General features: G+C 53.1%; 24 protein-coding genes. 9 read left to right on the top strand and 15 right to left on the bottom strand.

Translation table 11 applies throughout. From position 1 onward, the window contains the following. Nucleotides 1-599: 599 nt before the first annotated feature. The 11 genes from EC86_RS0100180 to EC86_RS0100130 all read right to left on the bottom strand — a co-directional run bounded on the left by EC86_RS0100180 (nt 600) and on the right by EC86_RS0100130 (nt 9,150). The gene (locus EC86_RS0100180; protein WP_232229738.1) at nt 600-1,358 is read right to left on the bottom strand and encodes a replication initiation protein; all 759 of its coding nucleotides are present in this window, start codon (nt 1,356-1,358) and stop codon (nt 600-602) included. 430 nt (nt 1,359-1,788) lie between these two features. Next, nucleotides 1,789-2,253, bottom strand: coding sequence for a hypothetical protein (locus EC86_RS28395; RefSeq protein ID WP_156955129.1), 465 nt, complete (start codon nt 2,251-2,253; stop codon nt 1,789-1,791). Beyond that, nucleotides 2,250-2,909 carry an AAA family ATPase gene (locus EC86_RS0100170; protein ID WP_029523707.1) on the bottom strand — a complete coding sequence of 220 codons (660 nt, stop codon included), beginning with the start codon at nt 2,907-2,909 and terminating at the stop codon, nt 2,250-2,252. Before EC86_RS0100170 ends, EC86_RS28395 begins: the two co-directional genes overlap by 4 nt. Before the next feature lie 321 nt (nt 2,910-3,230). Continuing rightward, entirely contained in the window at nt 3,231-3,482 is a 252-nt protein-coding gene (locus EC86_RS0100165) for a hypothetical protein (protein WP_029523706.1), read from the bottom strand. A gap of 1,266 nt (nt 3,483-4,748) precedes the next feature. After that, nucleotides 4,749-5,258, bottom strand: a complete 510-nt coding sequence (locus EC86_RS0100160) for a GNAT family protein (protein ID WP_156955126.1) — start codon at nt 5,256-5,258, stop codon at nt 4,749-4,751. A 45-nt stretch (nt 5,259-5,303) separates the two neighbouring features. Then, nucleotides 5,304-5,648, bottom strand: coding sequence for a hypothetical protein (locus tag EC86_RS0100155; protein WP_156955124.1), 345 nt, complete (start codon nt 5,646-5,648; stop codon nt 5,304-5,306). Nucleotides 5,649-5,811: 163 nt separating this feature from the next. Then, on the bottom strand, nt 5,812-6,348 hold the full coding sequence (locus tag EC86_RS0100150; protein ID WP_029523703.1) for a hypothetical protein: 537 nt from the start codon (nt 6,346-6,348) through the stop codon (nt 5,812-5,814). Continuing rightward, nucleotides 6,345-7,931 carry an IS66 family transposase gene (gene tnpC, locus EC86_RS0100145; protein WP_051675644.1) on the bottom strand — a complete coding sequence of 529 codons (1,587 nt, stop codon included), beginning with the start codon at nt 7,929-7,931 and terminating at the stop codon, nt 6,345-6,347. The genes EC86_RS0100150 and tnpC overlap by 4 nt, the downstream gene beginning before the upstream one ends. Before the next feature lie 5 nt (nt 7,932-7,936). After that, nucleotides 7,937-8,323 (bottom strand): IS66 family insertion sequence element accessory protein TnpB, encoded by a 387-nt coding sequence (tnpB, locus tag EC86_RS0100140; protein WP_029528140.1) that lies wholly within the window; start codon nt 8,321-8,323, stop codon nt 7,937-7,939. After that, nucleotides 8,323-8,658 (bottom strand): IS66 family insertion sequence element accessory protein TnpA, encoded by a 336-nt coding sequence (tnpA, locus tag EC86_RS0100135; RefSeq protein ID WP_029523700.1) that lies wholly within the window; start codon nt 8,656-8,658, stop codon nt 8,323-8,325. Before tnpA ends, tnpB begins: the two co-directional genes overlap by 1 nt. Nucleotides 8,659-8,733: 75 nt before the next feature. After that, a complete protein-coding gene (locus EC86_RS0100130) occupies nt 8,734-9,150 on the bottom strand; it encodes a hypothetical protein (RefSeq protein ID WP_156955122.1) in 417 nt (138 codons plus the stop codon). 393 nt (nt 9,151-9,543) lie between these two features. Between EC86_RS0100130 and EC86_RS0100125 the strand changes: the two genes are divergently transcribed. From EC86_RS0100125 to EC86_RS27395, 4 genes are all read left to right on the top strand, one after another. Further along, nucleotides 9,544-10,344, top strand: a complete 801-nt coding sequence (locus EC86_RS0100125) for a hypothetical protein (RefSeq protein ID WP_029523698.1) — start codon at nt 9,544-9,546, stop codon at nt 10,342-10,344. A gap of 373 nt (nt 10,345-10,717) precedes the next feature. Further along, nucleotides 10,718-12,052 (top strand): hypothetical protein, encoded by a 1,335-nt coding sequence (locus EC86_RS0100120; protein ID WP_029523697.1) that lies wholly within the window; start codon nt 10,718-10,720, stop codon nt 12,050-12,052. A gap of 357 nt (nt 12,053-12,409) precedes the next feature. Then, nucleotides 12,410-12,970 (top strand): hypothetical protein, encoded by a 561-nt coding sequence (locus tag EC86_RS28390; protein ID WP_156955120.1) that lies wholly within the window; start codon nt 12,410-12,412, stop codon nt 12,968-12,970. A gap of 290 nt (nt 12,971-13,260) precedes the next feature. Beyond that, nucleotides 13,261-14,065, top strand: a protein-coding gene (locus EC86_RS27395) for an IS5 family transposase (protein WP_408633854.1) whose coding sequence is annotated in 2 segments (ribosomal slippage) — nt 13,261-13,596 and nt 13,598-14,065 — 804 coding nt in all. Because the reading frame shifts where the segments join, the coding sequence is not laid out codon by codon here. Nucleotides 14,066-14,088: 23 nt separating this feature from the next. On the opposite strand, the gene EC86_RS28385 is transcribed toward EC86_RS27395, so the two are convergent. The 4 genes from EC86_RS28385 to EC86_RS28380 all read right to left on the bottom strand — a co-directional run bounded on the left by EC86_RS28385 (nt 14,089) and on the right by EC86_RS28380 (nt 16,844). Next, complete coding sequence (locus EC86_RS28385) at nt 14,089-14,502, bottom strand: hypothetical protein (RefSeq protein ID WP_156955117.1); 414 nt, start codon at nt 14,500-14,502, stop codon at nt 14,089-14,091. A 411-nt stretch (nt 14,503-14,913) separates the two neighbouring features. Continuing rightward, complete coding sequence (locus EC86_RS0100095; protein WP_029523694.1) at nt 14,914-15,669, bottom strand: hypothetical protein; 756 nt, start codon at nt 15,667-15,669, stop codon at nt 14,914-14,916. Between the two features lie 2 nt (nt 15,670-15,671). Further along, entirely contained in the window at nt 15,672-16,403 is a 732-nt protein-coding gene (locus tag EC86_RS0100090; protein ID WP_156955114.1) for a hypothetical protein, read from the bottom strand. A 15-nt stretch (nt 16,404-16,418) separates the two neighbouring features. Then, nucleotides 16,419-16,844 (bottom strand): hypothetical protein, encoded by a 426-nt coding sequence (locus EC86_RS28380; RefSeq protein WP_156955113.1) that lies wholly within the window; start codon nt 16,842-16,844, stop codon nt 16,419-16,421. 384 nt (nt 16,845-17,228) lie between these two features. On the opposite strand from EC86_RS28380, the gene EC86_RS0100080 reads away from it, so the two are divergent. The 5 genes from EC86_RS0100080 (at nt 17,229) to EC86_RS0100060 (ending at nt 23,990) form a co-directional block, all read left to right on the top strand. Next, nucleotides 17,229-17,606: a plasmid mobilization relaxosome protein MobC gene (locus EC86_RS0100080; RefSeq protein WP_036771504.1), complete on the top strand. Its 378-nt coding sequence runs from the start codon at nt 17,229-17,231 to the stop codon at nt 17,604-17,606. Next, nucleotides 17,606-21,907: an AAA family ATPase gene (locus EC86_RS26815; RefSeq protein WP_051675643.1), complete on the top strand. Its 4,302-nt coding sequence runs from the start codon at nt 17,606-17,608 to the stop codon at nt 21,905-21,907. Before EC86_RS0100080 ends, EC86_RS26815 begins: the two co-directional genes overlap by 1 nt. Nucleotides 21,908-22,095: 188 nt before the next feature. Beyond that, nucleotides 22,096-22,479: a hypothetical protein gene (locus EC86_RS28375; RefSeq protein ID WP_156955111.1), complete on the top strand. Its 384-nt coding sequence runs from the start codon at nt 22,096-22,098 to the stop codon at nt 22,477-22,479. 189 nt (nt 22,480-22,668) lie between these two features. Further along, entirely contained in the window at nt 22,669-23,013 is a 345-nt protein-coding gene (locus EC86_RS0100065) for an H-NS histone family protein (protein ID WP_051675642.1), read from the top strand. Between the two features lie 308 nt (nt 23,014-23,321). Then, nucleotides 23,322-23,990 carry a hypothetical protein gene (locus EC86_RS0100060; protein WP_156955109.1) on the top strand — a complete coding sequence of 223 codons (669 nt, stop codon included), beginning with the start codon at nt 23,322-23,324 and terminating at the stop codon, nt 23,988-23,990. The last annotated feature ends 127 nt before the right edge of the window (nt 23,991-24,117 follow it).

The raw sequence follows: 24,117 nt of genomic DNA, 5'->3' as shown, positions 1-24,117 counted from the left end.
CCGAGTATTTCGTCGTCTCAGGGCTCGGAAGACAGCTAATCAATACGTAATGCGAACAGCGCCACATATACACAGTAGTATAGCCCTCACCCTTTTAGGGGCATGCACGGTGCAATCCCGGATGCCCGGAAATGAAGACTTGCGCTAGGGAAAGAAACCCAAGCTGGCCGATGCCGGCAAACCCACGTGCTGCAGACTGGGTACTGCGCCGCGCGCTAACCGGTCAGCGGCTCAGCTTGAACTCAAAGTAGGCCTCGGGCGATTCGCCTAAAGAGCGAAAGCCGGCCTGCCGGGCCAGGTCCGAGGCCTTTTGCCATTGGCTGGCCTGAGCCGCCTCCTCCTTGCCTACCAGGTCGTTGCCGCTTTCGCTGACGCTGAGCTAGGCGCGGTAAGCCGGCACGACCTCCTCGGGCGCGCCCAGCGCCTTTTCCAGGGCGCGGCGGTACTGCTCCTCGACTTTCATGCGGGAGCCCTCCGGGATCTAGGGGAAGTCTTCAAGGGTAATACTCGTTATCGGCTTCTTCAAGCTGGCCGGGCTAGCCTGATCACGGCATGAGGCAAGCTGCTCAAGGCGGCGGTCTATTCGGACAAATTCCGGGTTAGTCGGACTTAGTCTCTACGACGTCCGACTCATCAGACTCCAGGTCACCTTCTCCCATGTCAAGCTGACCCTGTGGATTGGGTGCAAAGCGAAACTCCAAGCTGGTGACGCGTCGGCTTCCTGCGCGTATCGGCTTCCACTCCACCAGCATGGATGCCTTGGTAGTGATCGCCGCCACGGCTGGCTCAATAATCCGGATGCGCAGCGCCTTAAAGTCCTTACGGCAGCTGGGCGGCGCTTCCATGACCTCCCAAAAGTTCTCAATGGACGTGGTGTACAAGCCGGTGCTCTGCCATGACTTCAAAGTTTCAAACAGACGCCATGCGTAGATGCTGTCAAACGCTGCAGCATGGCGCAGTTTGTAACTGGTGAATTGCTTGCGCAGGCCCAGCAGGTGCGGGGCAATTTCGGGCGTGAAGTTGAGTTCGACATAGCCGTCACCCGGCGCATACGTGACGCCCGATACCCAGCGAAATTTCTTTTCAACGACCAGGCCGCGCCTGTCTTTGATCTCGTAGCGTACGTAGCGCTCAAACAACTTTTCAGAAGATGACTTAAGCTGCTCGTAAGCGGTCGTGGGATGAATGCCAAAGGCCTCGGCGTAAGCCATGGCGGTGACTTTCATCTTCCAGCCCGCATTGGCTGCCAGCACTAAGCTCTTGAGCGGTACAGAGTCGGTGCCAGCCAAGCCTAGCGCCACCAGACGCTTTTCAGACAGGTTAAGCCCTTGCGCTGATCTAGCCAGCCGGTTGCTCATCGAAACGTAGCGGTCCCTAGCGTCTTCTGTTGCCAGTGTAGTGATAGGGTCTAGAAGTTGCGGATTATGTTGGGCCATTCGGACAGATACCGGGTTAGTCGTACATGAAATACATAGAGTCCGACTATTACCGCATTGCCCTCCCGTTTTGTCAAACTTTCACTGCCTATTTTTTAACCAACAGCACCGGAATATGTCCGACTGACCCGGGAAACTGTCCGTTTGATACCGGGATTTGTCCGAATAGGTTCGAAGTTGTCCACATGCAGAATGCAGCATTGACGCGGGTTTTTAAGGGGTTTTCTCAAAAAACAGCTTCCTCAAGAAACAGAAGAAACTATATTAAAAACCCCCGAGCTTTAACCTGCTGTGGATAACTCAAAATCGAACAGCCGTTTATCAGTGGAATGCGGGTACAAATCGCGCTCCCCTACTCCTTGTAGTATTTCTTGAGAAGTTCTTCAATCTTTTCTTCCACTGCCATTCGATACAGCTTCTGCTGACTCATGGCCGGCATGTTTTCACAAAGCCAAACCGCTTTGGCGTGCAGACGCTGATCCATTCTGAAATTGAAGCCCACTGGCACCTTTGGATTCGCGTCATCCCATGGTGCTGTCTTGGGTTTGCGCTTGGGCGTCGATTCTGGATTGTTTGCGGGCGGTGCAGTCTGAGCTGGTGCTGTGTGGTCTGGCATAGCATGGCGCCATGCCGTATTGTCTGCTACGGTGTAATGTGGTTCAGTGTGGTTTGGTACCATACCACTTGGTACCACTTCAACAGGCTTTATGTTTTCCTGCTTGGAGCGAATGAGTGCCATTAAATCATCGGTCGATGCGGCTTGGTTCAGCGCCGGCGGCATACTGAAAGTGTCCTCAACAGGTGGTTTTTTGCTCATGCCCAAACCTCTTGCGCTAGTTGTTCAATTTCCTCACAGGCCTTGGCAAAGCCAGGAGTGCCCTTTGGCAATTCCATCACGCCCTTGCCGCGCTCGCCGCAAAGGTCGTACAGGCTACGGTTGACGATGGCCGTTTCTAGCATCCGATAGCCTTTGTACTGCTCGGCCACTGTACGCCGCATGCGAGGCACTTTGGTATTGCCTTTATTGCTCGGGGCGTAGTTCGCCAAGACCAGTGCCTGTAGTTTGGGGTTGATCATGCGCTTCGACTTCACCAGCTTTTCCATGTAGCCAAGGGTAGCAATATCGAACATTGCAGGGCGCAGTGGTGTGACCACCTTGTCAGCAATCTCAAGCACTTCGCCCAGTTCGGTGCTTTCGTCGCCCTTGGTGTCAATCACGATGTCATCGAACGAGCCTTGCAACGCCCGGATGGCATCGACAATAGTGCCGGCTTGGCCGATGACGCAGCTAATTTTCGGCTCAATTCCTTGTCGGGTGCGAATGGATACCCAGAGCTGGCCTGACCCTTGCGCGTCCGTGTCAATCAACAATACTTTGCTATGCCCTGGTTGATGCGCTCTCCAAACGGTGAGGTTTAGCCCAAGCGTTGATTTGCCGACGCCGCCCTTTTGGGCGCCCACCACAATCATCATGTTCAGCCTTTTTAGTTTCAATGGTGGGGTATGTTGCCACACGGGACCTTGCCACACCGCACGGCGCTATACGGTATAGGATAGTATCGTGTGGATTTGTACTATACCGTACCACACGGTACCACTTAATTATGACTAAGAAAATAGCCCTAAATATTGGTAATTTTTACTTCAATCACTTAACCAAATACCTTGCCCAGCTCATCCATCCGCCGCTGGAAGGACGTGATGTGCACTTGAAAATGCCGATGTGGCGTATGCGCTAAACCCTTGTATTTTCAGGCGAGGCAAAGTGTGCGGAAAACCAAGGCTTTAAAAATTTCAAATTTTCGTGCTCAAAACTGCGAGCAAAGCGCTGCCAATGAGCGATGAGTAAAAACAAGCAGTTGAAGACCACGATAGAACCTTTTCTGTGAATTTGTAAATTCCCCAGAAAAACAGCCCCATCAGAACCATGCTCTGTATGGTGAATGCACTTTCCTCATCAGATGTCAACACATTTCCTGCGCGATCAAGCCCTGCATGGGCCGCCGAGCTGACGACCAAAAGCAAAGTTGGAATGATGGGCTTCATAGAATCCTGTAAGTAAATAATTACGGGAGAACTATGCCAGAAGCTAGCATCTGGACTTCTAGCTTGATGTTTCAGTGCTTGCGTTGCTATGCCACGTACTCACACAACTTTCCATGCTCGACAATTGGACTACAAAAAAGGAGCCAATAATGGATATTGAAACTGAGAGATTTTTCTTTACTAACGTGTTACTCGACTATTCGACTTCACGCGAAATAAACGCAAGCCGTAACTCCGGTGCAAGAGTGAAAACGGGAGTTAACTCAGTCAATGTGACATGCAAATCATGCGGTTTTGCATGGCGCGCAACAGCATGCAGGCGAGGCGGGCTAGTTCAGACCGTTGGCGCAATACTGGTTACATGCCCTGAATGTGCAACAGACGAGGGTATCGCTGCTAAAAAGCTGATGGGTTAGCTTCCAACTCAACATATAAAGCTAACGTACAAATGAAAACGGCACCCAAAAGGTGTCGAAATTTACAGTTTATGAGCTGAAGATGCCCGCTTCCTTTTCTCGTCGTTGTGCTCGATGCCCAAGTAGCGCCGGGGAGGAGGGAGTCGGTGTCATGGGTTGGGTGGGCTCGCTGGGGAAGGCGCAAGGGGAAGGGGGGCAGGCAGTGGCAGCGCCTGGCACAAGTCCCATTGTCGCGCCAAACCAAGTTTTGGCGGCATTATTTGGCCCTGAGATAATGATCCTTATCTTAGGGCGGTGGGCCGGGAAAAGGCCAAAGCAGGGGTCTTTGCCCGTTCAGACAACTAAATTTGACCCTACTTTGCAACTAAATCTGGCCCTACTTTTAACCGAACCCATCGAAGGCCTTCTTGGCGAGATAAAACACCTCCGAACAGTGTTTAAACCGTGCAATTTGACCTTTCGAACCCAATGTCCGGCCGCCATCAGGGGTCAGATTTGCTTGAAACCGCCAGCAAGGGCCAAAATTGCTTGCATACCACAGCGTTGAAACTGGCGTTGTAGGCAGTTTTTAAGCAAATCTGACCCTTCAATTTGGGCCAAATTTACTTGTCTGAACGACATCACCGTTCATTGGCTTGAAAAAGCATCTGGATGGACTTCAGCCTCTGCTTTTTTCCAGAGGTCAAGATAATCAACCATTTGCGTGCTTTGGCCAGTAGTTTTTCCAGGCAATTGAGCGGTTAGCCTGTTGCGACGCCCGCCGATTAACGCTGGTGCCAGCCGCGCCGCAAAATTTGCGACGAAGCCGCTTCATGCAGTTGTAGGTCCGTGTCGATTTACAACTTAGGCGTCATGGCAGCCGAAGGTTCGTTGTATTTTCAATGCAACGGACAAATTGCAGAATGGGCGCGCCGGAGTTCGTATCTGTGCCAGAGATGCCAGCACTTGCAAATACCTTCTCTGCCGTCTTGCGTGATGCAAGGTTATCAACACCGATGATTCCTTCGAGATAGAACTTCTTACCCTGTTGCTTTGATAAGAAAATGTGCCGCAACTCACGCACGGCCGCAAGAAATGCTTCGCCGGCACGACCTTTCCCTCTAAATTTCAATGGAACGGCCCAGCCTACGTCAAAGCATCGCTCGCCCTCGTAAGGCTCCGCATTAAAGAACTGGACCAAGACCGTCACCTGCTTTGCTTTGTCCAAGCGAGCATATGTCATTCGAGGTTCTCCATCCGCAATGTCTAAATGATGGAATAGTGTCTTGTCCAGTGTGCAGGGATGAACCTCGATCACACCTGCATCCATGGCCTTTTGAAAAGACGGTAATACAACTGACGGGTCAACAAGTAAAGGCATAGCAACTCCAAAAAATAATATAAAAGCACCTAGCCCAGCAGAAGTTCAAACTGGCGCTATCTTTTGATGCGGCTCGGATGTAAGAGGTGCATCGACCGCCGCAAGCGCTCGCTGTAGGCGCTGGCGGCGTACCACCAAGCGCGCAGCCAGCGCCTTCGAATCTGCCCTGGTGATAAGTTGCATGACGCTTTTAGGAGGGTTGTGGATGGAGAGCGTCGGAAGCGTTAATGCCTGAAGCCCTTGGTTATGGAGCCACGCTTGCTGTGCCTGTGTTTTAAGGGTTAACGCGTCCAGATAGGGCTCATTGGTGAGGAAAAATTCGCCTGTCGAGGGATCGAGCCACTCCAGCTCGTGGTCCAGGGCAGGGCATCGCCTTTCCGAGAAGTCCATGCCAAGCCATTCGTACGCTGCGCGCGACTTGGCAGGCACGACACGCAGCGCATCGACGAAAGCTAAAGCCCGGGCGGCCTTGCCGGCGTAATGCTGTGCGTTTGTAACCGGTAACCCTGCGGCGTTGTTGACGCGTAAGCCCGAATGCTCAGGAAGGTCGGAGTCAGGGCGCGGCTTGCTTGCCAGAAGAAGGACGGCGCTGAGGTGTGCCGCCGGGCGCGGTGGCGGCGATGCATTCGACGAGATTGAAGGACGCCAGCAGCAGGTATTTCTCGGCATCGCTGCGAACCGCCAGCAAGTCATGATCGCGCAAGTATCCGTGTACGAACGCCAGCAGATAGCGTTGCGCATGACCGTCGACGCGTTGTTGGGCGGCTTGCCGCATAAGCTCGGGACTCAAACCTTCGTCGAACCGAATGCTGCCATTGAGGCGCTGCAGGCAGCGCTCCTGAACGTCCTCCGTGATGAGGGGCCAGTCCAGCCTAGAGGCCTTGATGGCCTGGTAGGCCACCATCAGGATGTAAATCGGTACTTCCAGCTGTTGCAGGCTCACGCCCATGCGCTCGAGCACCAGCACCGAGGCCAGCAAGTTGGGCTGGCGCAGATAAATTTCGTCGGCCAGCTGCACGCGCTGTGCAGCGCTCATGCGTTCCACAGAAACGACCGCCTGGACGACCTGGGCCTGGGACAGCTCGCTCATGGAGCCAGATCCGAACGCAAGGGACGCTCGGCGAAGTGTTGCTTCCACAGCCGCGGGATGAGCTCATGCACGCGCTGCGCCGGCTGCATGCTGATGCGCTGCAAGACATCGACGAGGTAGGTGTATGGATCGATATCGTGCAGCCGGCATGTCGCGATCAGGCTTTGCACGATGCCGGCATGCTTGGCGCCCACCTCCGTCCAACAAAATAACCAATTCTTCTTGCCCATCGGAATCGGGCGCAGGGCACGTTCGATGTGGTTCGTGTCGATGGCCACGTCAGCGTCTTCGAGGAAGACCGACAGCCCCGCACGACGCTCGCGCACGTAGGCCAAGGCCTTCGTCAACGGGTTTTTCGGCAACAGGCCCTGCTGTTCAAACTGCTGATCGACCCAGGTGAAGAATGCCTGAACCCGAGGCTTGCTGTGGGTGAGACGATGCACGCGCTTGGCCTCACCCGAGAGCTTGGCCTGGCGGATATCGTCCTCGATCTGGTAGAGCGCGCCGATCTGGCGCAAGGCTTCGGCCGCCCCCTGGGGCTCGGCGCCCTGCGCTTCGAAGAACGCTCGCCTGGAGTGGGCCCAGCATTGAGCGTGGGTGATGCCGCTCTTGCTGGCGTAGCTGGCATACGCCTCGTAGCCGTCGCTCAGCAGCACGGTGCCCGGTTTGCGTTTGAGGCCGAGGGCCTGCTGCACATGCTCATGGCGACGTGACTCGAAGTGCGGGAAGCACACCTCGTCATGTTCACCGTAAACCGGCCAGAAGTAGCTGGTCTTCATCTTGCCGCCGCCGCCCAGACCGGCCTTGATCGGGGTCTCGTCCATCGTGATGACGCGGCTGGCACGGATCGACTCGAGCTGCGCCGTGTAGATGGGTTCGAGCAACTGTGCCGCTTGCTGCACCAGCTGTGTCAACCACGGCCGACTGGTCTTGAAGCCGGCCTCCTGGAGGCGCTGGTGTTGGCGGTACAGCGGCAGGTGCCAGCGGAACTTGTCCAGCAACACGCCGGCGATGAAGCTGACGTCGGCACGGCTGCCCTCGATGACGCCCAGCGGCGCGCTCGGACAGTGCAGGGTCTGCGTGTCGCGGCGCTTGATCACGGGGCGCACGTACTTGAGCACGACAAAGCTGCCTGGGCGCTGCGCCAGGCGGTGGCTGACCTTCTCGCCGATGACCTCGTACTGCTCGGGCGCCAGACCTTGTGCTTCGGGGTTGGGGACCTCGATGACCTGCACCGGCACCTTGGCCTCGTCGAAGAATGTCGCCGCCGCAGCCCCCTCATCGCTAAAGTCGCTGACGGTCCGGCGGCGCTTGTGGGCGGGAACGATCTGGGTGGTTTCGCTCTGATCGCCAGGCTGTGCAAGATCGCCCAGCAACTGGCCGAGGTGCATCTGCTGCGCATCGACCTGGGGCACAAAGCGCTCGCGCTTGTTGCCGAAGATCTGGCGCTTGAACCACTCGATCTGGCGTTTGAGCTCCTCGATCTGCGCGGCCTGGCTCTGCAGCATCTGCGCTATTTTCGCAGGCCCGAGCGCAGCCACCGCGATGGCATCAGGAACTCGGGGCGTCAGCGTCAAAGACATGGACCTTATGTTACCGAGGGCGCCTGCGGTACGGCACAGGATTGTCCCCAATTGCGCGGGCTGCGATAGCGCTTGTACTGCCGTTTGGGCTCGATGCCCTCGAGCATGAGTTTCAACGCCGTCCAGTCCATCTCGCGGTGAACCACCGCACTCCAGTCACGCAAGAATGTCCCGGCCTCCAGTCGTTTGGCCCACACGCACCAGCCGCTGCGGTCAAAGTACAGCACCTTCATCTGCGTGGCGCGGCGGTTGACGAAGACAAACAGATGCCCGCTCAGCGGGTCCTGATGCAGCCCGTGCCGCGCCAGTGCGTACAGGCCATCGAAGGACAGCCTCATGCTCACCGGTTGACCAAAAAGGAAGACGCGAATCTGGCCTTCGGGGAAGAACATCAGCGCCGAACCAGGGTGAGGGTCAGACCCGCGCCGAGGTCCAGGCGCAACTCCAGCGCCGGGCAGGGCGCGGGCGCACCCGAGCCCATCACACCCAAATCGACGAAAGCCATCGGTGCCTGGCTTTGGGCGTCCTGCTTGAGCTGGCGAGGCACGCCAGCCCCACCAAGCAAGCGCGAACGCCAGCGGGCAAAGCTACTGCGGCACAGACCCTCACGGCGGCAGAACGCCTCTACCGTCAATCCGGCGCCTTCAAAGCGTTTGAACGCTTCGAGCCAGGCTTGCTCGTTCAAACGGTGACGGCGCTTTACGCCCTCGTTGACCATGGCTTGCATCGCTGTTGCTCCTCATCGTAAATCGATGAAGGCATTGTTCCCGGCGACACCTTTGCAAGGAAGGACGCCGTTCAGTTACCGGTTACGTGCGTTTTCCGCGTTGTTGAAGTTTGATGAGGACACCAGCTTGGCGCGGTCTTTGCCTTCGATGCGAAAGTGGGCAACGGCCACCACAGAGCGCCTTTGCGCCAAGCTCAAAAACCTCCACCATGGTTCAGAAAGTCTGACCTGGGCAACTTCGACACCCCAAGTGCGCGTGCCGGCCCAGTGTGCACTCAAGGTGAGTACAAAGCCTGCTGCCTCGCTGGCGCGGTCAGCCTTCCAAGCTTTCTCATACGCCTTGTAGTTTGGCCAGCCGCACTCGCGCACAAGTATGTTCAGGGCGTCTAGATGGGAAAGGTCAGGATTTTCCTTGCGCATCAGATCGGCAAGGCGCTTAAATCGAAGCGGTGAAGCAGGTGTATTCCCCGCTACATGTGTAGGTCTAGACATCAAGTAAATCCTTGAGCCCGATCTGCATCCGCTACCGATCATGGGCATCAAAGGTTCCCGTCAGGGCGACCGATGGCTTAGATGATGTTGATACGCTGCAGCGCGAAGGGCCGCCTTCCAAGGCGGATGGGGGTGCTGCGATAAGCCCCTTTATCCTATCACAAGGTCGCGCTGGCTCGGCTGTGTCCCTAGCGGCTTTCCTTGCCCAAGCTTGGGAGGCTTGGATTTACCTCTGCCATCTAGACGGCGGCGTTAATCTAAACATGTACGCGCGGCTCGGTACCTGAATCCCTCTGAAATTTCATGTTTTCAGGTACCGACAGATTTGCTTTCCTTAGATACGCTCATGGGAAACATTAATTAGGAACTACTGTGGCAACAGAACAATCTTCCATGAAAAGTGCGCGTGAGATCTGCGAGGCACTTCTACGCCAAAAGCGAAGCGACAGAATCGAAAAGGCAATTTTGCCCAGCGAGGTCAAAATCATTGATCAACTCCTTGAGCGCGGGCTCGAACTGGAAGAGGCCTACGGTGAACTACACAGTAAGCTCCATGACCATTCTCTCGCGCTGAAGGTGTTCTTTGATCAACTACTGAGCATTGCAGCGTTCTGGAACCCGGAAGCAAATCTAGAGGCCCGTAAGGGAAGATTGAGGCTCATCGAGGTGAACCGACAGATTGCAGAGATGGCAACAGAGCTTGCCAGCCTATTAAATGAACGCACAGAGTTGAAGAATCATTCAGGCTTTACCTGCGACACGCACTATCACCCTGTGGATCTGATCCACGCAGCAGCCAAAGAGAACTACAGCTATGAGCATTGGGTGAAAGAGAAGCTGGAGTGCATCACTGGCCAGTTTGATCTCAAATACTGGCCTTCGCTGAGCGAAGTCGTTCAAGTGATTGCGGATGACGCGGCACGAGCTACCCCATTGCCACACGATGTAGTCACTGAGGCGGGAACAGAAGGACCTAAGGCCGGGCTGGATGGCACCTTTAAGGCATTCTTTGTCGCACTCCAAGAGTCGAGCGAACGCAACTACGGATTACTGCCACGTACCTTCGCGCTTACTGATCGAAGTGTGGCTAGCTTGATGAGTTGCGCGTTGGGCGTTGGCCCTGACAAGGTGGTTGATTCGACCTACGTTAAGCGCCTGCGACAGCGGCAGCGTGAGCGAGAACGCCGGCAGTGAAATCCGCAAAACCCGCTTGGTGGTTATCGTAAGCAATGACGCGGCAAACCCGTGACTTCTCCCGCTTGCTGGGAACGCAGTAAGGCTTTGAGCAATGCTCGCATGTTTTATTAATTTTCATGGTTTTACTATGCTTTTTGAGTATCAATAAGGTGCTTGAGGTGGTTCATACTTAAGCCTATATAGGGACACAGGCGATGCACTTAAAATTTAATGAAACTCACCAAGTTGTGGAGTTTTCAATCCAGGTTGATAGGGAAGACAAAATTTTCTGGATAAGCCAAAAAGGACTAACTTGGCCCTTGTGCAATGCATATAACATCATCAAGACACAAACCTAGATAATCCCAGTGCTTCATTGAGCGAGCCCTCAGTGGCCATCGAAACGGGTCAACTTAAACTTAAAACAAAGATCAAAAGAATGACCGGCAAAAGAAAAAGAGTGCTCGACAATCTGGGTGATGCTGGGCATGCAGAGCTGGCTTTCCAAGCCATTGAGTGTGCATTCAATCCTTTGTGGCTTGAAGCTGAAGGTCCACACCCCATCAAAAAATTATGGAAAAGACGTGACAGGCTGTCCACGGTTGAGCTGTATATTTTTGGTTTCGCACTTGAGAAGCTTCAAAGAACTCATCCCGAATGGTTGAAGATGACGCTCAAAAAGGTCAAGACCAACAACCCTTACATAGGCTTCATCACAGAAATCATTACCTTTGCACAGCTTGAAGCTATTCAAGGCAGGGTTGATCCTGCTGGGGCAAACCAAAAAGGCTATGACCTAGTAACAACCTATGAGCATGGTGCCAAGCATTTCATCTCAATTAAAAATCATGATGTTTCAGACCCTCAAAAGGAATTCAATCAGCACTCAAAACAACTCCGCAATTTGTGGAGGCAAAAGCTCAGGCTGGAAAAAGAAAATCTTGCATTAAGGGTATATGGAAAAGCGCCGATTTCCATTGAAGATTTTGAGGATTTGAAACGCTATATACAAAAAGATATTGACCTCTATCAGCTGAAGTCTGTTCAGGTTAACTCAAATGTCCAAGTTACTGTATCCCCTCTTTATCGAACTAATGGAGAGGTTTCCAAGGGCCACATCTCCGACATGATCATGGTAATTGCTCCAGGTCCCAACAGTGAACAACTCAGGTTCAGAAGGAACATTATCGCAGCAGCGGCCAACATGAAGAAAAATATTGAAGCTGATGGAAATGCTTGCAATGTGATTTATATGAGAGTCCATGTTAACGCTGATCTGGAATACCTGGGAAAAGTTGCTCAGGAAATTTTGAATGAAGGCGTAAGTGGAGTCGACTGTATTTTGTTCTATCAGCCCAGTTATGTAAGGAACACAGATAATGCATCCATTATTTGTAATTCATTTAAACTTGCAGTCAACATGAGGTACGTTCATAGTCTTGATGGTCGAGCTGGCTACAAAATCAGTGCAGCACTTGGAACATTTTCACTAAACCGTTCAAGAGAAATCATACAAACTAACGGAGTGAACGCTGACGATCTCCCGCCAAATCTGTTTATTTTCCAGGAGGGGGATGTTTATGTTGTCAGCCACGATCCAAATGCAGGCTATATGAGATCCCCAGCGGTAGGTATTCGTGAGCATGCTGTCATTCACATTGAAGGGCGAGAGATTACCGTATCTGCTGTAGGTTACGCGTTGAGTGACGAACTGCTGATCGTCTGAAACGCCGACCAAAAAACCAACCATTAAAGACACAAACCCTGCTTATGTGCGGCTATACAAAAAATTCCAGCCGCATGTGCAATGGGAAACTCTGCTTCATTCGTACCAGGGAAGGATGATTGCTCATGGTCAGGATCGCAATGAGGACTGTGGAGTCATGGTCACAGACAGTTCAGGCAAGAGTGCGGCACTGGGCTTGCGCATTCCTTATATGTGAACGGCGGAGTAAAAGGGAGCCAGTTGGCGGCGTAACCGGTCACCAGTCCTAAGCCTATCCTGTGGTCCAAGATTGGATCTGGGGAGGCAGAGATGAGGTACACAGAAGTGGACCTATACGCCAAAGTCAGGCGCGCCGTCATGGTCGATGCCATGAGCGAGCGCGCTGCAGCAAAGAAGTTCGGCATCAGCCGCAAGACGGTCGCCAAGATGGTTAATCACGCGGTGCCGCCCGGCTACCAGCGTAAAGACCGTCCGGTAGCACCCAAACTTGGTGCCTTCATTGGCATCATCCATCAAATCCTGCAAGACGACCGGGACGTTCTCAAGAAGCAGCGGCACACGGCCCAGCGCATTTTTGAGCGCCTGCGTGACGAACATCAGTATCTCGGTGGTTACACGGTTGTGCGGGAATTTGTGGCCAAGCAACGCCTGCGGCAGCAGGAAGTGTTCATTCCTTTGGCCCATCCGCCAGGACACGCACAAGTGGATTTCGGCGAAGCCGACATCTATCTGGGTGGCGTCAAGACCCGCATTCATTACTTCTGCATGGATTTGCCACAGTTCAACGCTATCTTTGTGAAGGCGTACCCGGCGGAAACGACGGATGCTGGCCGAACAGTCCTCGAGCACATCGGCAACGTTGTGCACGTCCTGTGGGGTAGCAAAGAACTCGACAGGGAACGTGGCCGACGTGCCTAGTCCGGCTTCGACCGCTGCGGCTAGGCTGTCGAGCATCTGGTTCATTCTGGAGCCGTCAACATACTCGATCATGTTCTTGAATGAGGTGAGTGTTCCGCTCCGGGGGTCGCCTCCGCCCGGGGCGCCGTGCTGCTCCGGAAATTCGGGCAGTTCGGCTGCAGGTGTGTTGCCGTCGATGACGTCCCAAGCGATGGGCGTGTGGGAATCACCATAATTAGGCGAATAAATTATCGCACTTACTGTGCCTTTCAAAACCTAGAAATTGGCTTGGTCGCCCATAGCTCGGGGGCATGAAAAGAGCACTGGTAACTGATGAACTTTGGTCCATCGTGACGCCGCTGCTGCCGGCCGAGCCGCCCAAGCCCAAGGGCGGGCGCCCTCGGGTCTCAGACCGCGCGGCGCTGACCGGCATCCTGTTCGTGCTGCGATCGGGCATCCCTTGGGAGATGATGCCCCAGGAGATGGGCTGCGGCTCGGGCGTGACGTGCTGGCGCCGGCTGCGCGACTGGCAAGTGGCCGGGGTGTGGGCCAGGCTGCACTACGAACTCTTACAGGGCCTGCACTGGGCAGGGCGCATCGACTGGAGCCGGGCCTGCATGGACAGCGCATCCATCGCGGCAAAAAAGGGGGTGTGCGGCCACCGGAGCAAACCCGACGGACCGAGGCAAGGCGGACACAAAGCGCCACCTGCTGACCGACCGCAGCGGGCTGCCTCTGGCGTTCATGTTCACGGGCGCCAACGTGCATGACAGCGTGCCCCTGGTCGAGTTGCTTGATGGGGTAGCGCCCATCAAAGGCAGGCGCGGCAGGCCGCGCCAGAGGCCGGACAAGCTGCACGCCGACAAGGCGTATGACTACCAGCGCTGCCGCCGGGCTTGCCGCCAGCGCGGCATTCAGCCTCGCATTGCCCGCCGTGGTGTGGAAAGTAGCGAACGGTTGGGCCGCCACAGGTGGGTCGTCGAGCGCACATTGGCTTGGCTGGCCCGCATGCGCCGATTATCCATTCGGTACGAACGCAGGATCGACATTCACTATGCCTTCACCTCTTTGGCTTGCTCGCTCATCTGCTTCAATGCGCTTTCGGGGAAGTTTTGAAAGACACTGTTATTGCACGCTTATCATCGCGATTTCAAGTAATCACTTATGAGAACTTTATACAGTTCTTGATCTTCAAATACGCGCCTCACGTTCGTTCTTGACAGTTCAGCCAATGGTTTTGGAAGATCTTGGAGTAAATCTTTCTTGAATTCCTTAGGGCCGAGCATGCAATCGTATGTATGTACTGTCCGGCAAGCAATCACCATTGCATCTCCATGGTCATGCTTAGGATTTAATGCATCGGCAAGTAAAGGGAAATGTTTCGCAAGCCAGCCCTTACTCCTCAACTTTTCAGAGTGAAAATATACATCTCCTGAAACCTTTTCATAAACTTCAAATGTTCCACCATCGAGTTGATATTCATCAATATCGGCATCAGAAATGTTGTTCAAGCCATCAATGATGATTTTTTCAAAGTCAATTTGGTTTGTCATATTTTACTGTTCTTTATGTGACGTAGACTGGCTACTTATGTCAATTTTTCAATATATGTTGTTTATGCCTGATAGATATTAAAAGCATGTTGACACCACTTGCTTTTAAAAAAATCGTTGACATAAGGTGTGCCATGCTCATGGCATGCTTTTGCACGCGTTAATTATTTGTATGCATTGCGATCCGCGAAAACCGTTAATTTCTTCTGAAAAATACTTTTGCTGCAAAAGATTTGTCAGCGTTCATTTCCTTGGCTGAAGCAGGTGCTGTAGATCGTGCCAAGATGAGTTGACCGCTTTCGAATCATGAAGTGCAGAGCCACGTTTGAAAGCCATGTATCCATGATGCGCTCCTGGTTCAATTCATTGTACTTAGGCGTGCCTCATCGTTGACGCGATAAAGGCGGCAACTTATTTCCAGAGTTTGATGATTTTTTCCTGTGTTTTTGCATCCAGCTGCGAATAGACTTCCTTGAATTTTGCCCCATGCACTGCCAAAGCTGCTTGCTCAGGAACCTGATTCGCGCGGTAAGTCATGAAAAGCACCAAAATGGCCGCACTGATTGTTGATGCCAACAGGGCAAATGAGAAGAACTCCAACACTCCAATTGACCGGTGTTGTGATGCGCTTATTTGCAATGACAGATCATATTTCTTAACGGCTTTTTCTGCGTTTTTGACGCACTCCACCAGTTCATTAATGAACAGTCCTCTGACCTCAACAAATGCCTTATTGGCAACGGCAACAGTGTCCAATGCCTCAACAAACTTGCTTTCGATCAACTCCAGCACACCGTCGACAGCCTCTTGCCTTGCCTGATATGCGCTGACCATAATGGCATTGATTTCCTCCATTGACTTTTCTTTGCTCGCTATTTCAAATAATTTGATTTCTGTGTTTGCCTTCTCCTCAATGTGTGCCATAGAAACTGCCACCTTATCTTGAATAAAGGCGGCTTGCCTGCCTTTGAGTGCCTCGGCTTCAGTAATCAAACCATTTAGCGTGTCAGCAAACTGGTTTTTTGCGACATCTATTTGTCGACTGATAAATCCCTGATTTTTTAATTGAATTTGAATGCGTCCCTGCAAATCATCAATTCTGCGAGTGACAGCGTCTATTTCGCCCATGATCTGAGAAGCAATTGAATCGGTTAGTTGTTGAGACATGATTAATTTTCTGCAAACAAAACTTCAAATACAGTGTCAAATTCTGTGAGCACAGGCTTGACAGAATTTTGAGCACGCATTAATTTGGTTAATTCAAGACGACGTGTTTCATTTTCAATTGGAGTTGCCTTGAATTCACGTCGATAGTCCGTTTTATCGCCGCACATGACTGAAAATGTTTTTTTGACCTCGCTCAGTGCTGCAAACGCGGGGGAGTTGTGAATGACGGCTCGTTTGTCTAAGGTGAAAAATCCATCCATTTGATGTGCTTTGAGCACCTTGCGCATTTCATATTCAATGTCATCATTCACAGCCAGTTTATTGAACAGCACCTTGATCCGCTCTGGTTCGACACCTTGTTTGTTCAACAACTCCACCAAGGACAAGAACTCATCAATGGCGTCTGCTTTTTTATCAGTCGCTTCAATCGGAATGACAAAATAATCATAATCTAGGTGCGCGCCTGGCTGCTGCGCCAATGCCAGCATAAAGGCTTCAACATTAGAGGCTCCGACGTCAACAATTCCTGTGTCGACCTTGGCCAGTTCATTTTGAAGCTTCACAACATCCTGTCCTTTCATTTTCACTACTTCATTTTCAGACATGCCAGACAAGTTAATAGTTTCGAGTCGATAGATTTTGGCGCCAGGCATGCGAGGCGCCAGCACATTATTGACAAATGTGGATTTGCCAACTTTGCCAGTTAGTGCCAAAACACAGACAATTTTTTTCATTTTCAATTATTTTGGTTAGTCGTCGTAGCGAGAAAAATCTTTCACTTTAGAGAATGAGTTTTTTACCTCGTCGGATGTAATGGCTTGTCGTTTTTTTGGTTTTGCCGCCATTCCAAGTGTTTTCTTTTCATTTGATAAAACCGGCGAAGCCGTGAGAATGCACTGTTTTGTCTTTTTAGGGTTTGGCTCTCTTTGGGCTGCTCTTGTTTTTTGTATTCCTTTCTTTTTTCTGATTTGGGACAGGTAGCTGGTCAGGTTGCCAGGCTTTAAGGCAAATCCCCGCTCATTGAGGCGTGCCTCAATGTATTTCATACGAACTCCCGCTTCTTGAAGCTCAATGATTTCTTTATAAACTTCTCCAATCTGGATCATTTTGCTGCGCTCAGTGTCTGTTGTGAGCAGGCTTTTTAAGCCTGCAATGATGTCTTCCCTGGTTGCCACACAGCCTCCTACTATTTGATGAATTGCTTTCCTCGGCAGTCGCTACGTTGACCGAATTAGCATTAATAAAACGTCCGATTTATTAAATGTAGCATTCATTTTTTGATAAATTTAATTATTATTTAATGATTTTTAGCTACTCCACGAGTATCTAAGTATTAAAAAACTGCATTAATAAATAACTTTGGTATTTATTCTTCATTGATCAGGCATTTTGATTTTGTTGTCTATGATTGAGTATTCCCCGGTCAGGAATTTAGGCACGACAGTTGTATACAAATGCTGCGCATTTTTATCCAACCGTGCCAAAGGGGGTGTCCCCCTTTGAACCCCCCAGTGCTGTGCCCTGGAGAAAAAAGCCGTGCTACGCACAAGGATGACGCCATGAAAGACACCAGTGAAGGCTTGAGCCGCCTTTACCATTTCCGGTTAAACGAAGCCGATGGGCAAGTGTGGGACGAAAAAATCGCCCGCTCGGGAATGAAGATTTCGCCATTTATGCGCTTGGCTGTGGTTCACAATGAAACGGTCGTGATTGGTGATGCCAGTAACAAGAAAAAGCGGCGCACCAGAACCAAAGCCAATTCCAACCCGGACATTCAAAAAAACAACTTTTTGTTGGCCGCGCTCAGCAGGAACATGAACCAGATCGCTCACCGGCTCAATTCAGACAACCTGATGGGACTGGTCACGCCTGCCAGTTATGCAGCCGTCCTGGACGAGCTTCACAGTATTTCTGCTCGAATCAAGGCGCAGATGTAATGGCCATTTTTGAATTTGGCGGCGGCAATGCCGGTATCAAAGAATATTTGGAAGAAGGCAAAAAACAAGGCCGCGAACTGTCCCGCGATCAGATCGACCAGCGTATTGTTTTAGAAGGGGACCTGGATATTTGTGACCGGATCATTGAATCCAGAGAAACAGAGGCCGAGCGTTACGACCATGTCACCCTGTCATTCAAGGAAAATAATATTTCACCGGAAACGCTCAAAGCCATTGCTGCCGACTTCAAGGAATTCATCGGGGCCGCATATGCCGAGGATGAAATATACCTGTATGCCGAAGCCCATATGCCGAAAACGGCGACCGAGCAAAAGTGGAATACACAAACCAGGCAATACGAAACCGTAGCCCGTCACCCGCATATTCATTTTATTATTCCAAAAACAAACATGGTGACGGGGGAGCGTGCTTCTGTTTTTGAAATGCTCAGTGCCAAGTATGCAGGCACAGACAAGACGATGGCGTTTATTGATGCGTTTCAGGAAAGCATCAACCAAAAATATGCATTAGCCTCACCCAAGGATAACCGCCGCACAGAGTTTACGGGTGAAGCCGACATGATTTCACGCTTCAAAAAAGACGTGTTTCAAGGCCGCAACTGTGAAGCACTTGGAATGATTCGCGACAAACTCATCGAGCAAAAGATTGAAAGCCCACAAGCATTCAGAAAAATGCTGGAGGGAATAGGGGTTGTTTCGGTCGGACACGGCAAGGCTGGTGACTATTTGCAAGTGCGGCTGCACGGCCAACAACAAAACGTCAGGCTCAAGGACTACCAATTCAGTGATGAATTTTTAGCCAAATCCATGAAAGACAAATATGCCTTTTATGAGATAAAAGGCGCAGAACCAAATGCAGAACATAAAGCAGAGGAAAAAGTCGAAGACGCTGCCAAGCGAAAACTTTTGCTGCAAAAGTGGATCGACCGGGCCCGGGAAATAAAGTACCTCACGCCGTCATCGAAATTCTATTTGCAGCACTATGTGAAAGCGACGGATGCGCAAAAAACGCACATGCTCGACCGGATTGAAACTGCCCACTTTATGGCGCTTGAAAAAGATTGTGGCTATGTCAACGAGAAAATAAACCAAGCCGCCATCGAGCGGCTGGCCGGGCCGCAGGTTTTAGACCAGTCACACATCGACGCGCTGGTGAAATACATGAAGGTGAGGCAAGCCGAGCAGGTGGCGTACCACGCCAATATCCAGGACTTTGTCAGCGCCAAACTGAACGCGACTTACCTGCGCACCGCCGAGCAATTACGGGAAGCCGAAACTGCTGGGCAGCAGATCATCGCCGCACCAGGCGACGTCATCGATCTCCTGACCTTCAACCAATCGCACTTTTCAGAAGCCGCATTGGAGCGCCACCTGCTTAAGAACACAGACGGCCCCGAGCAATACCAAGCCGCCATGAAAGCCGTGCTGGCCTGCCCTGCGCTGGTGATTCACAGCGACGACGAGCGCGGGATGCAGTTCACCTCGAGCGCCATTGTGGCCATTGAAAAGCGCCTGACCGAGCGGGCCGCTCGCATGGCCGGGGCCACTGTCCAAGCGGTGTCAGCTGCCCAGCAGCAGGGGGTCATCGCCGCCAAGCCCTTCAACCCGGGGCAGCGTGAAGCTTTCGAGCTGCTGTGCGCAGGAAAGCAACTGGCCGTGGTCAATGGCGCCGCCGGAACCGGCAAATCGTTCGTGCTGGCTGCGATGCGCGAAGCCTACGAAAAAGAAGGCTTCAAGGTATACGGGGCCATCCTGCAGGGCAAGACCGCCGAAGACCTGGAGCGCGATTCCGGCATCCCTTCGCGCACCATTGCCCGCATGCTGATTGATCTTCAAAAAGGCAATCTCAAGCTCGACGCCCAAAGCGTGCTGGTGGTTGACGAGGCGGGCATGGTCGGCTCACGCGACCTTGAAAAGCTCATGGCCTATACCGAGGCTGCAGGCGCGCGCCTGCGCCTGGTGGGTGACGCCAAGCAGCTTGCCGCCGTGGAGTATGGCAATGCGTTCGTGGAGGTCAGCCAGCGGGCCGAAGTCGCCAGCTTGACCCAAATCATGCGGCAAAAAACCGAATGGATGCGCCAGGCTTCCCAAAAGTTTGCCGTGCACGACATTGGCGGCTTGCAGGACTATGCCGACCGGGGCCATGTCCACCTGGAAGACACTGCCAAGGACGCACAGATCGCGCTGGTCAGGGACTGGAGCATTCACCGCATCATGAACCCCGAGCAAAGCCGCATTGTGCTGGCCCACACCAACTCGGCCCGCATCGAGCTCAACGACTTGATGCGGGCCGAACTCAAAAAGCAGCGCCAGCTCAAAACCGAAATCGACGTCACCACCAGCCGGGGAACGATCTCCATGGCCGTGGGTGAAAAAGTCATGTTCACCAAAGCCGACCGCGATCTGGGCGTGAAAAATGGCACCACTGGCACCGTGTCGGCAATCAGCGCAGAAGGCGCCGTGACCGTCACCCTGGAGAGCGGCCGCACCACGGAATTTGCAGCGCAGCAGGAGGCGGATCAAGGCATCCACATCGATTATGGCTATGCCGTGACCGTCCACAAATCCCAGGGCATGACTTTAGACGCGGCATTTGTCCTGGCCGACAAAAACATGACCAAGGAGAGTTTGGGGGTGGCCATGACGCGCCACCGGCACGAAGCCAGCGTGTACGCCAGCGCCGAGCAGTTTGCCAGCCTCCCTGCAATGGTCAAGGCCCTGGACCGCACCGGCCAAAAAGCCTTCACCGCAGGCCGTGAGTGGACTTCGGACCACCGCCAAGAAGATTCAGTGGTGGGTCAATACGTGGCCAATCTGAACGCCGCCAAGGTCATCGAGCGCGCCGCGCAGACCGCCCAGTACCAGGAAATTGCCGCCCACCTGGAGGCCAAGCGGGTGCTCGACCACGTAAGCAAATCCCATGGCCTGGACACCAGCCGCTGCCGCATCGTGATGGATGGCGCTGGAAAGCAGCGCATCCGGGTAGGCGATCAAACGATGGACGCCGCGGCCTTTCTGACCCAGGCCATGCACCTGGACTACCGGATGGAAGCCGCGCCGATCCTCAAGCAGTGCTACGCCGAGCAGCTGGCCAAAGCCTACTCACAGCCGCGCCGCGAACCGGGCCAGGCCATTGACCAGACCCTGCAGCGCGAGTTTTCACAGCACCTGAAAAACCGGGAAGCGCAGTTTAAGGCAGCTAGCCAAGACATTGATGAACACAAACGCCAAGACAAGGTCGTCATTGAGACATCACAGGCACCAGAGGACGCGAAGAAGAAAGCGCAAGCCGCGCTGACCCAACAGATCAAATCAAATAAAAAGGAACTCGAAGCCGAGCATGACAAACCTCAAGCCGACCTCTACAAAGACTTTTTAGCCGCCCACGCGCCGACATCGGCAAGGCACCTGGACGAACTCGCCCGCGTGTCATTCACCCCGGCAGACCAAGCGCGTCTGGCCGCCATCCAAATCGCCCAGGGCATCACGCCCGGCTTGTCCCACCTGACCCCGCAACAGATTCAAAAAGGTATTGCCCATGTCCTCAATCGAACTCAAACCCAGGGCCGGCCTCCTGCCCATATCCTTGGCAGAAACCAACGGGACGCCGACGCCCGCGCTCGATTTGCCGACGACCTCGTTCGTGCTCAAGAACGCGCCGCAGCACCTGAAGCCGACCTCGTCAGTAGCCTGCATGAACTGCCCGCTGGCCGTCTGGATGCTGCTGGAAACCACGGTGGAATGCCATTGCCGAACGCTTCACATGACCGTCTGGGACACCCACAAACCGGGCAAGGTCAAGCTGTGCGACGCGCCGGAGCAAGTAAGGCAGGAAGCCGCCGCATCAAGCTAGGCGACGTAGCCAAGCCAGCCGCGCAGGTTTTGAGCCTGAACCCCGAGCCAGCCGCCCTCGATGCCGCCCGGGGCGTTCAAGTGGCCATGGCACAGGTCAAAGAAGCCGCTGCCCAGGCCGCTCAAGCCGAAGCGCACCGCCTGGAGCAAAAAGATAAAACCGAAGCCGAGCATCCCGCCCACATCGAATCCGCCGAAGCGCAAAAAGTTGCTGCACCGCGCGTAGGGAAAATGACAGGAACGGTCAAGGCCGTCGATGGACGCGGGTTTGCGCTTGCGAAAAACCGGGAAGGCGACTTGGTCTGGCACGACATGGACAACTTGCCGGGGTGCGATTTGCCCCAGGTGGGCGACACGGTCAACATTGATTACCTCAAGGGTGTGGGCAAGGTGGCCGTGAAGGTCCCAGGCCAAGGCCAGGGGCGCTGAGCCATGCTCGCTTTCCTCGACACCGAATTCACCGATTTTGTCTGGCCCGACCTCATCAGCATTGCGCTTGGGAGTGAAGTGTCCCCAGGCATGGGCCATACTCGAATGACCCGCGTCCTGCTTGGAGCGACGAGAATCTACACATGCTTTCTCGCGCTCCAACCCAAACCAAACCCCTTACCCCTTTAATGCTTGCCACACTACAACACTTGGCAAGCCGCGGAGATCAAACATTAGTGCGTCTTTACTCGGGGTTTTGGATTGCAGAATCTGACGAAAAACCCAATCCTCTTTCCCGTGAAACGCGGGATTTTGACGGCCGTTTTCTGGCTAGTGGTGGGATTCTTGACGAATACGCGCAGCCACTGTTGGTGGTACGAACCACCACGGTCAAAGCAATGGTTGCTCGTGGGCTTTTAAAGCTTTTTGGTCAAAAGCGCGCTACCGGCGCAACTGGCAAGCGGAAAGACTTTTCGCGCGCAGCCCTTACCTCGCAAGCGACTGCGATACGTGAAGAGCTGGAAGATATATCGCAAGCAGCGTATGAAGAGATATTACGCCGCCTTCGTTGAGCAAGTCACCCTCCTTTTCGATCTGCAAGTTGACTGTCAAGAAACCAATGACCTGTGCACATTTTCCTTAAGCGACTAACGGCTGGCAAGTGCGACAAGCACTGCTTTAAGTGGGTTTTACGTTCCATTGGTCCCTAATACCTAAGCAAGTATTTATAATAGAGTTTTACGTTTTTAAGAAATATACCAATGACACAAGATTCCACACTGCAACAGAAAATCCAGGAAGCTGAAGCTGCCCTCAATGAATTGCGTAAAAAGCTCGATGAAGAGCGAAAAGGCGAACGCATGCAGGCCATTTCTTCAGCCAAAGAACTCATCAAAACGCATGAGTTGACCGCTGCTGATTTAGGTTTATTGGGCAAAGGCTCATCCGCCAAGCGTCCAGTTAGCGACAAGCGCGGTATGGTCGCGGCCAAATACCAGGACCACGAGAGCGGAAAAACTTGGACTGGTCGCGGGAAATCTCCTGCTTGGCTGGCGGCTCAACTGGCAGCGGGCTATAGCAAAGACGACTTCCTTATTAAAAGTTAACGGCATCCTTCGCCAAATATTGAATTCGATCCTTTGTTAAACCCAAAACCTGCTTCGCCTTTGCAGCTGAAGCAGTCATTCATCCCTGCTACTTGAACTGCTGAACTTGGCCGGAAGCAGCCCTGGAATTACGTCCGCTTGGAGATATCGAGCCCGTGCCGCATCCTCTCAACCGAAAGTCTCCACGGAATGCCTTGGGTATCATGTGAAGCATGAATGATCCTCATGTCGTAGCAGTTCACTACAACTTAGTATTCGGGGAGGAGGTTAAGTACCAACCGCCGCCCACTCCGGTGACTTATAGCCTGATGGATTTCGAGATTATTGTGCACGGCTGCCTCGTAAGTTTTCTGCCGCAATCACATTTCGTCGATCGCGATTCAGTTCGTGCAGCGTCTGATCCAATCGCGCGCGCTTGGGAACTGATGATTGCCTTAGAGGTGGGAGCCATCAATGCTCACCTGAAGTACAAGAACACGGAAATTGTGGACCGCGCTCCTACACCTGGAGTTATTGAACTCCATGCCGAAGCAATCGCGTCGGCTACTGCCTTTGGTCATGCCATGCTGATCCAATCGTTCAAGCGCTATCCTCAGCCTCCAGATCCGAGCTTCCAATTCACACCTGATGTGGATTTCCTCTGGCAGCGATATTGTTTGTTTAAGAAAGGTAGAGAGCCGCTCCTGAGCATGGCCTACTTCGTGCTGACGATGATTGAGATACCCGCCGGAGGTCGGAGGCCCGCTGCCACTACGCTTAATATCGAGGAAGACGTGCTGCGCAAGATCGGTGAACTAACATCGACTCGCGGCGACCGGCTGACGGCGAGGAAGCGATCGAATACGGAACTGCCGCTTGAGGCACAGGAGCAGGTCTGGCTTGAGGCAGCAGTAAAGAAGCTCATCCTGCAGGTGGGCAGAAGTGCAGCCGGACCAGCTCACACTCGCCTGTCGCTTGCTGACCTACCGGATCTTTAATGCAAATCGTCGATTTTGAATGCTCGCTATCGATGGCGGATTCAACCAGTGATGCAAACATTAAAACTGCGTGAGCAGAAGCAGTGTTGCAAATCTAGGGTGTCGCCAAGACCTCGCTGCCAAAGTC

The organism is Polaromonas glacialis (genome assembly GCF_000709345.1).
Lineage (GTDB): Bacteria > Pseudomonadota > Gammaproteobacteria > Burkholderiales > Burkholderiaceae_C > Polaromonas > Polaromonas glacialis.
The sequence above is the reverse complement of the archived record's forward strand: the minus strand, read 5'-3'. Positions and strand labels throughout refer to the sequence as shown.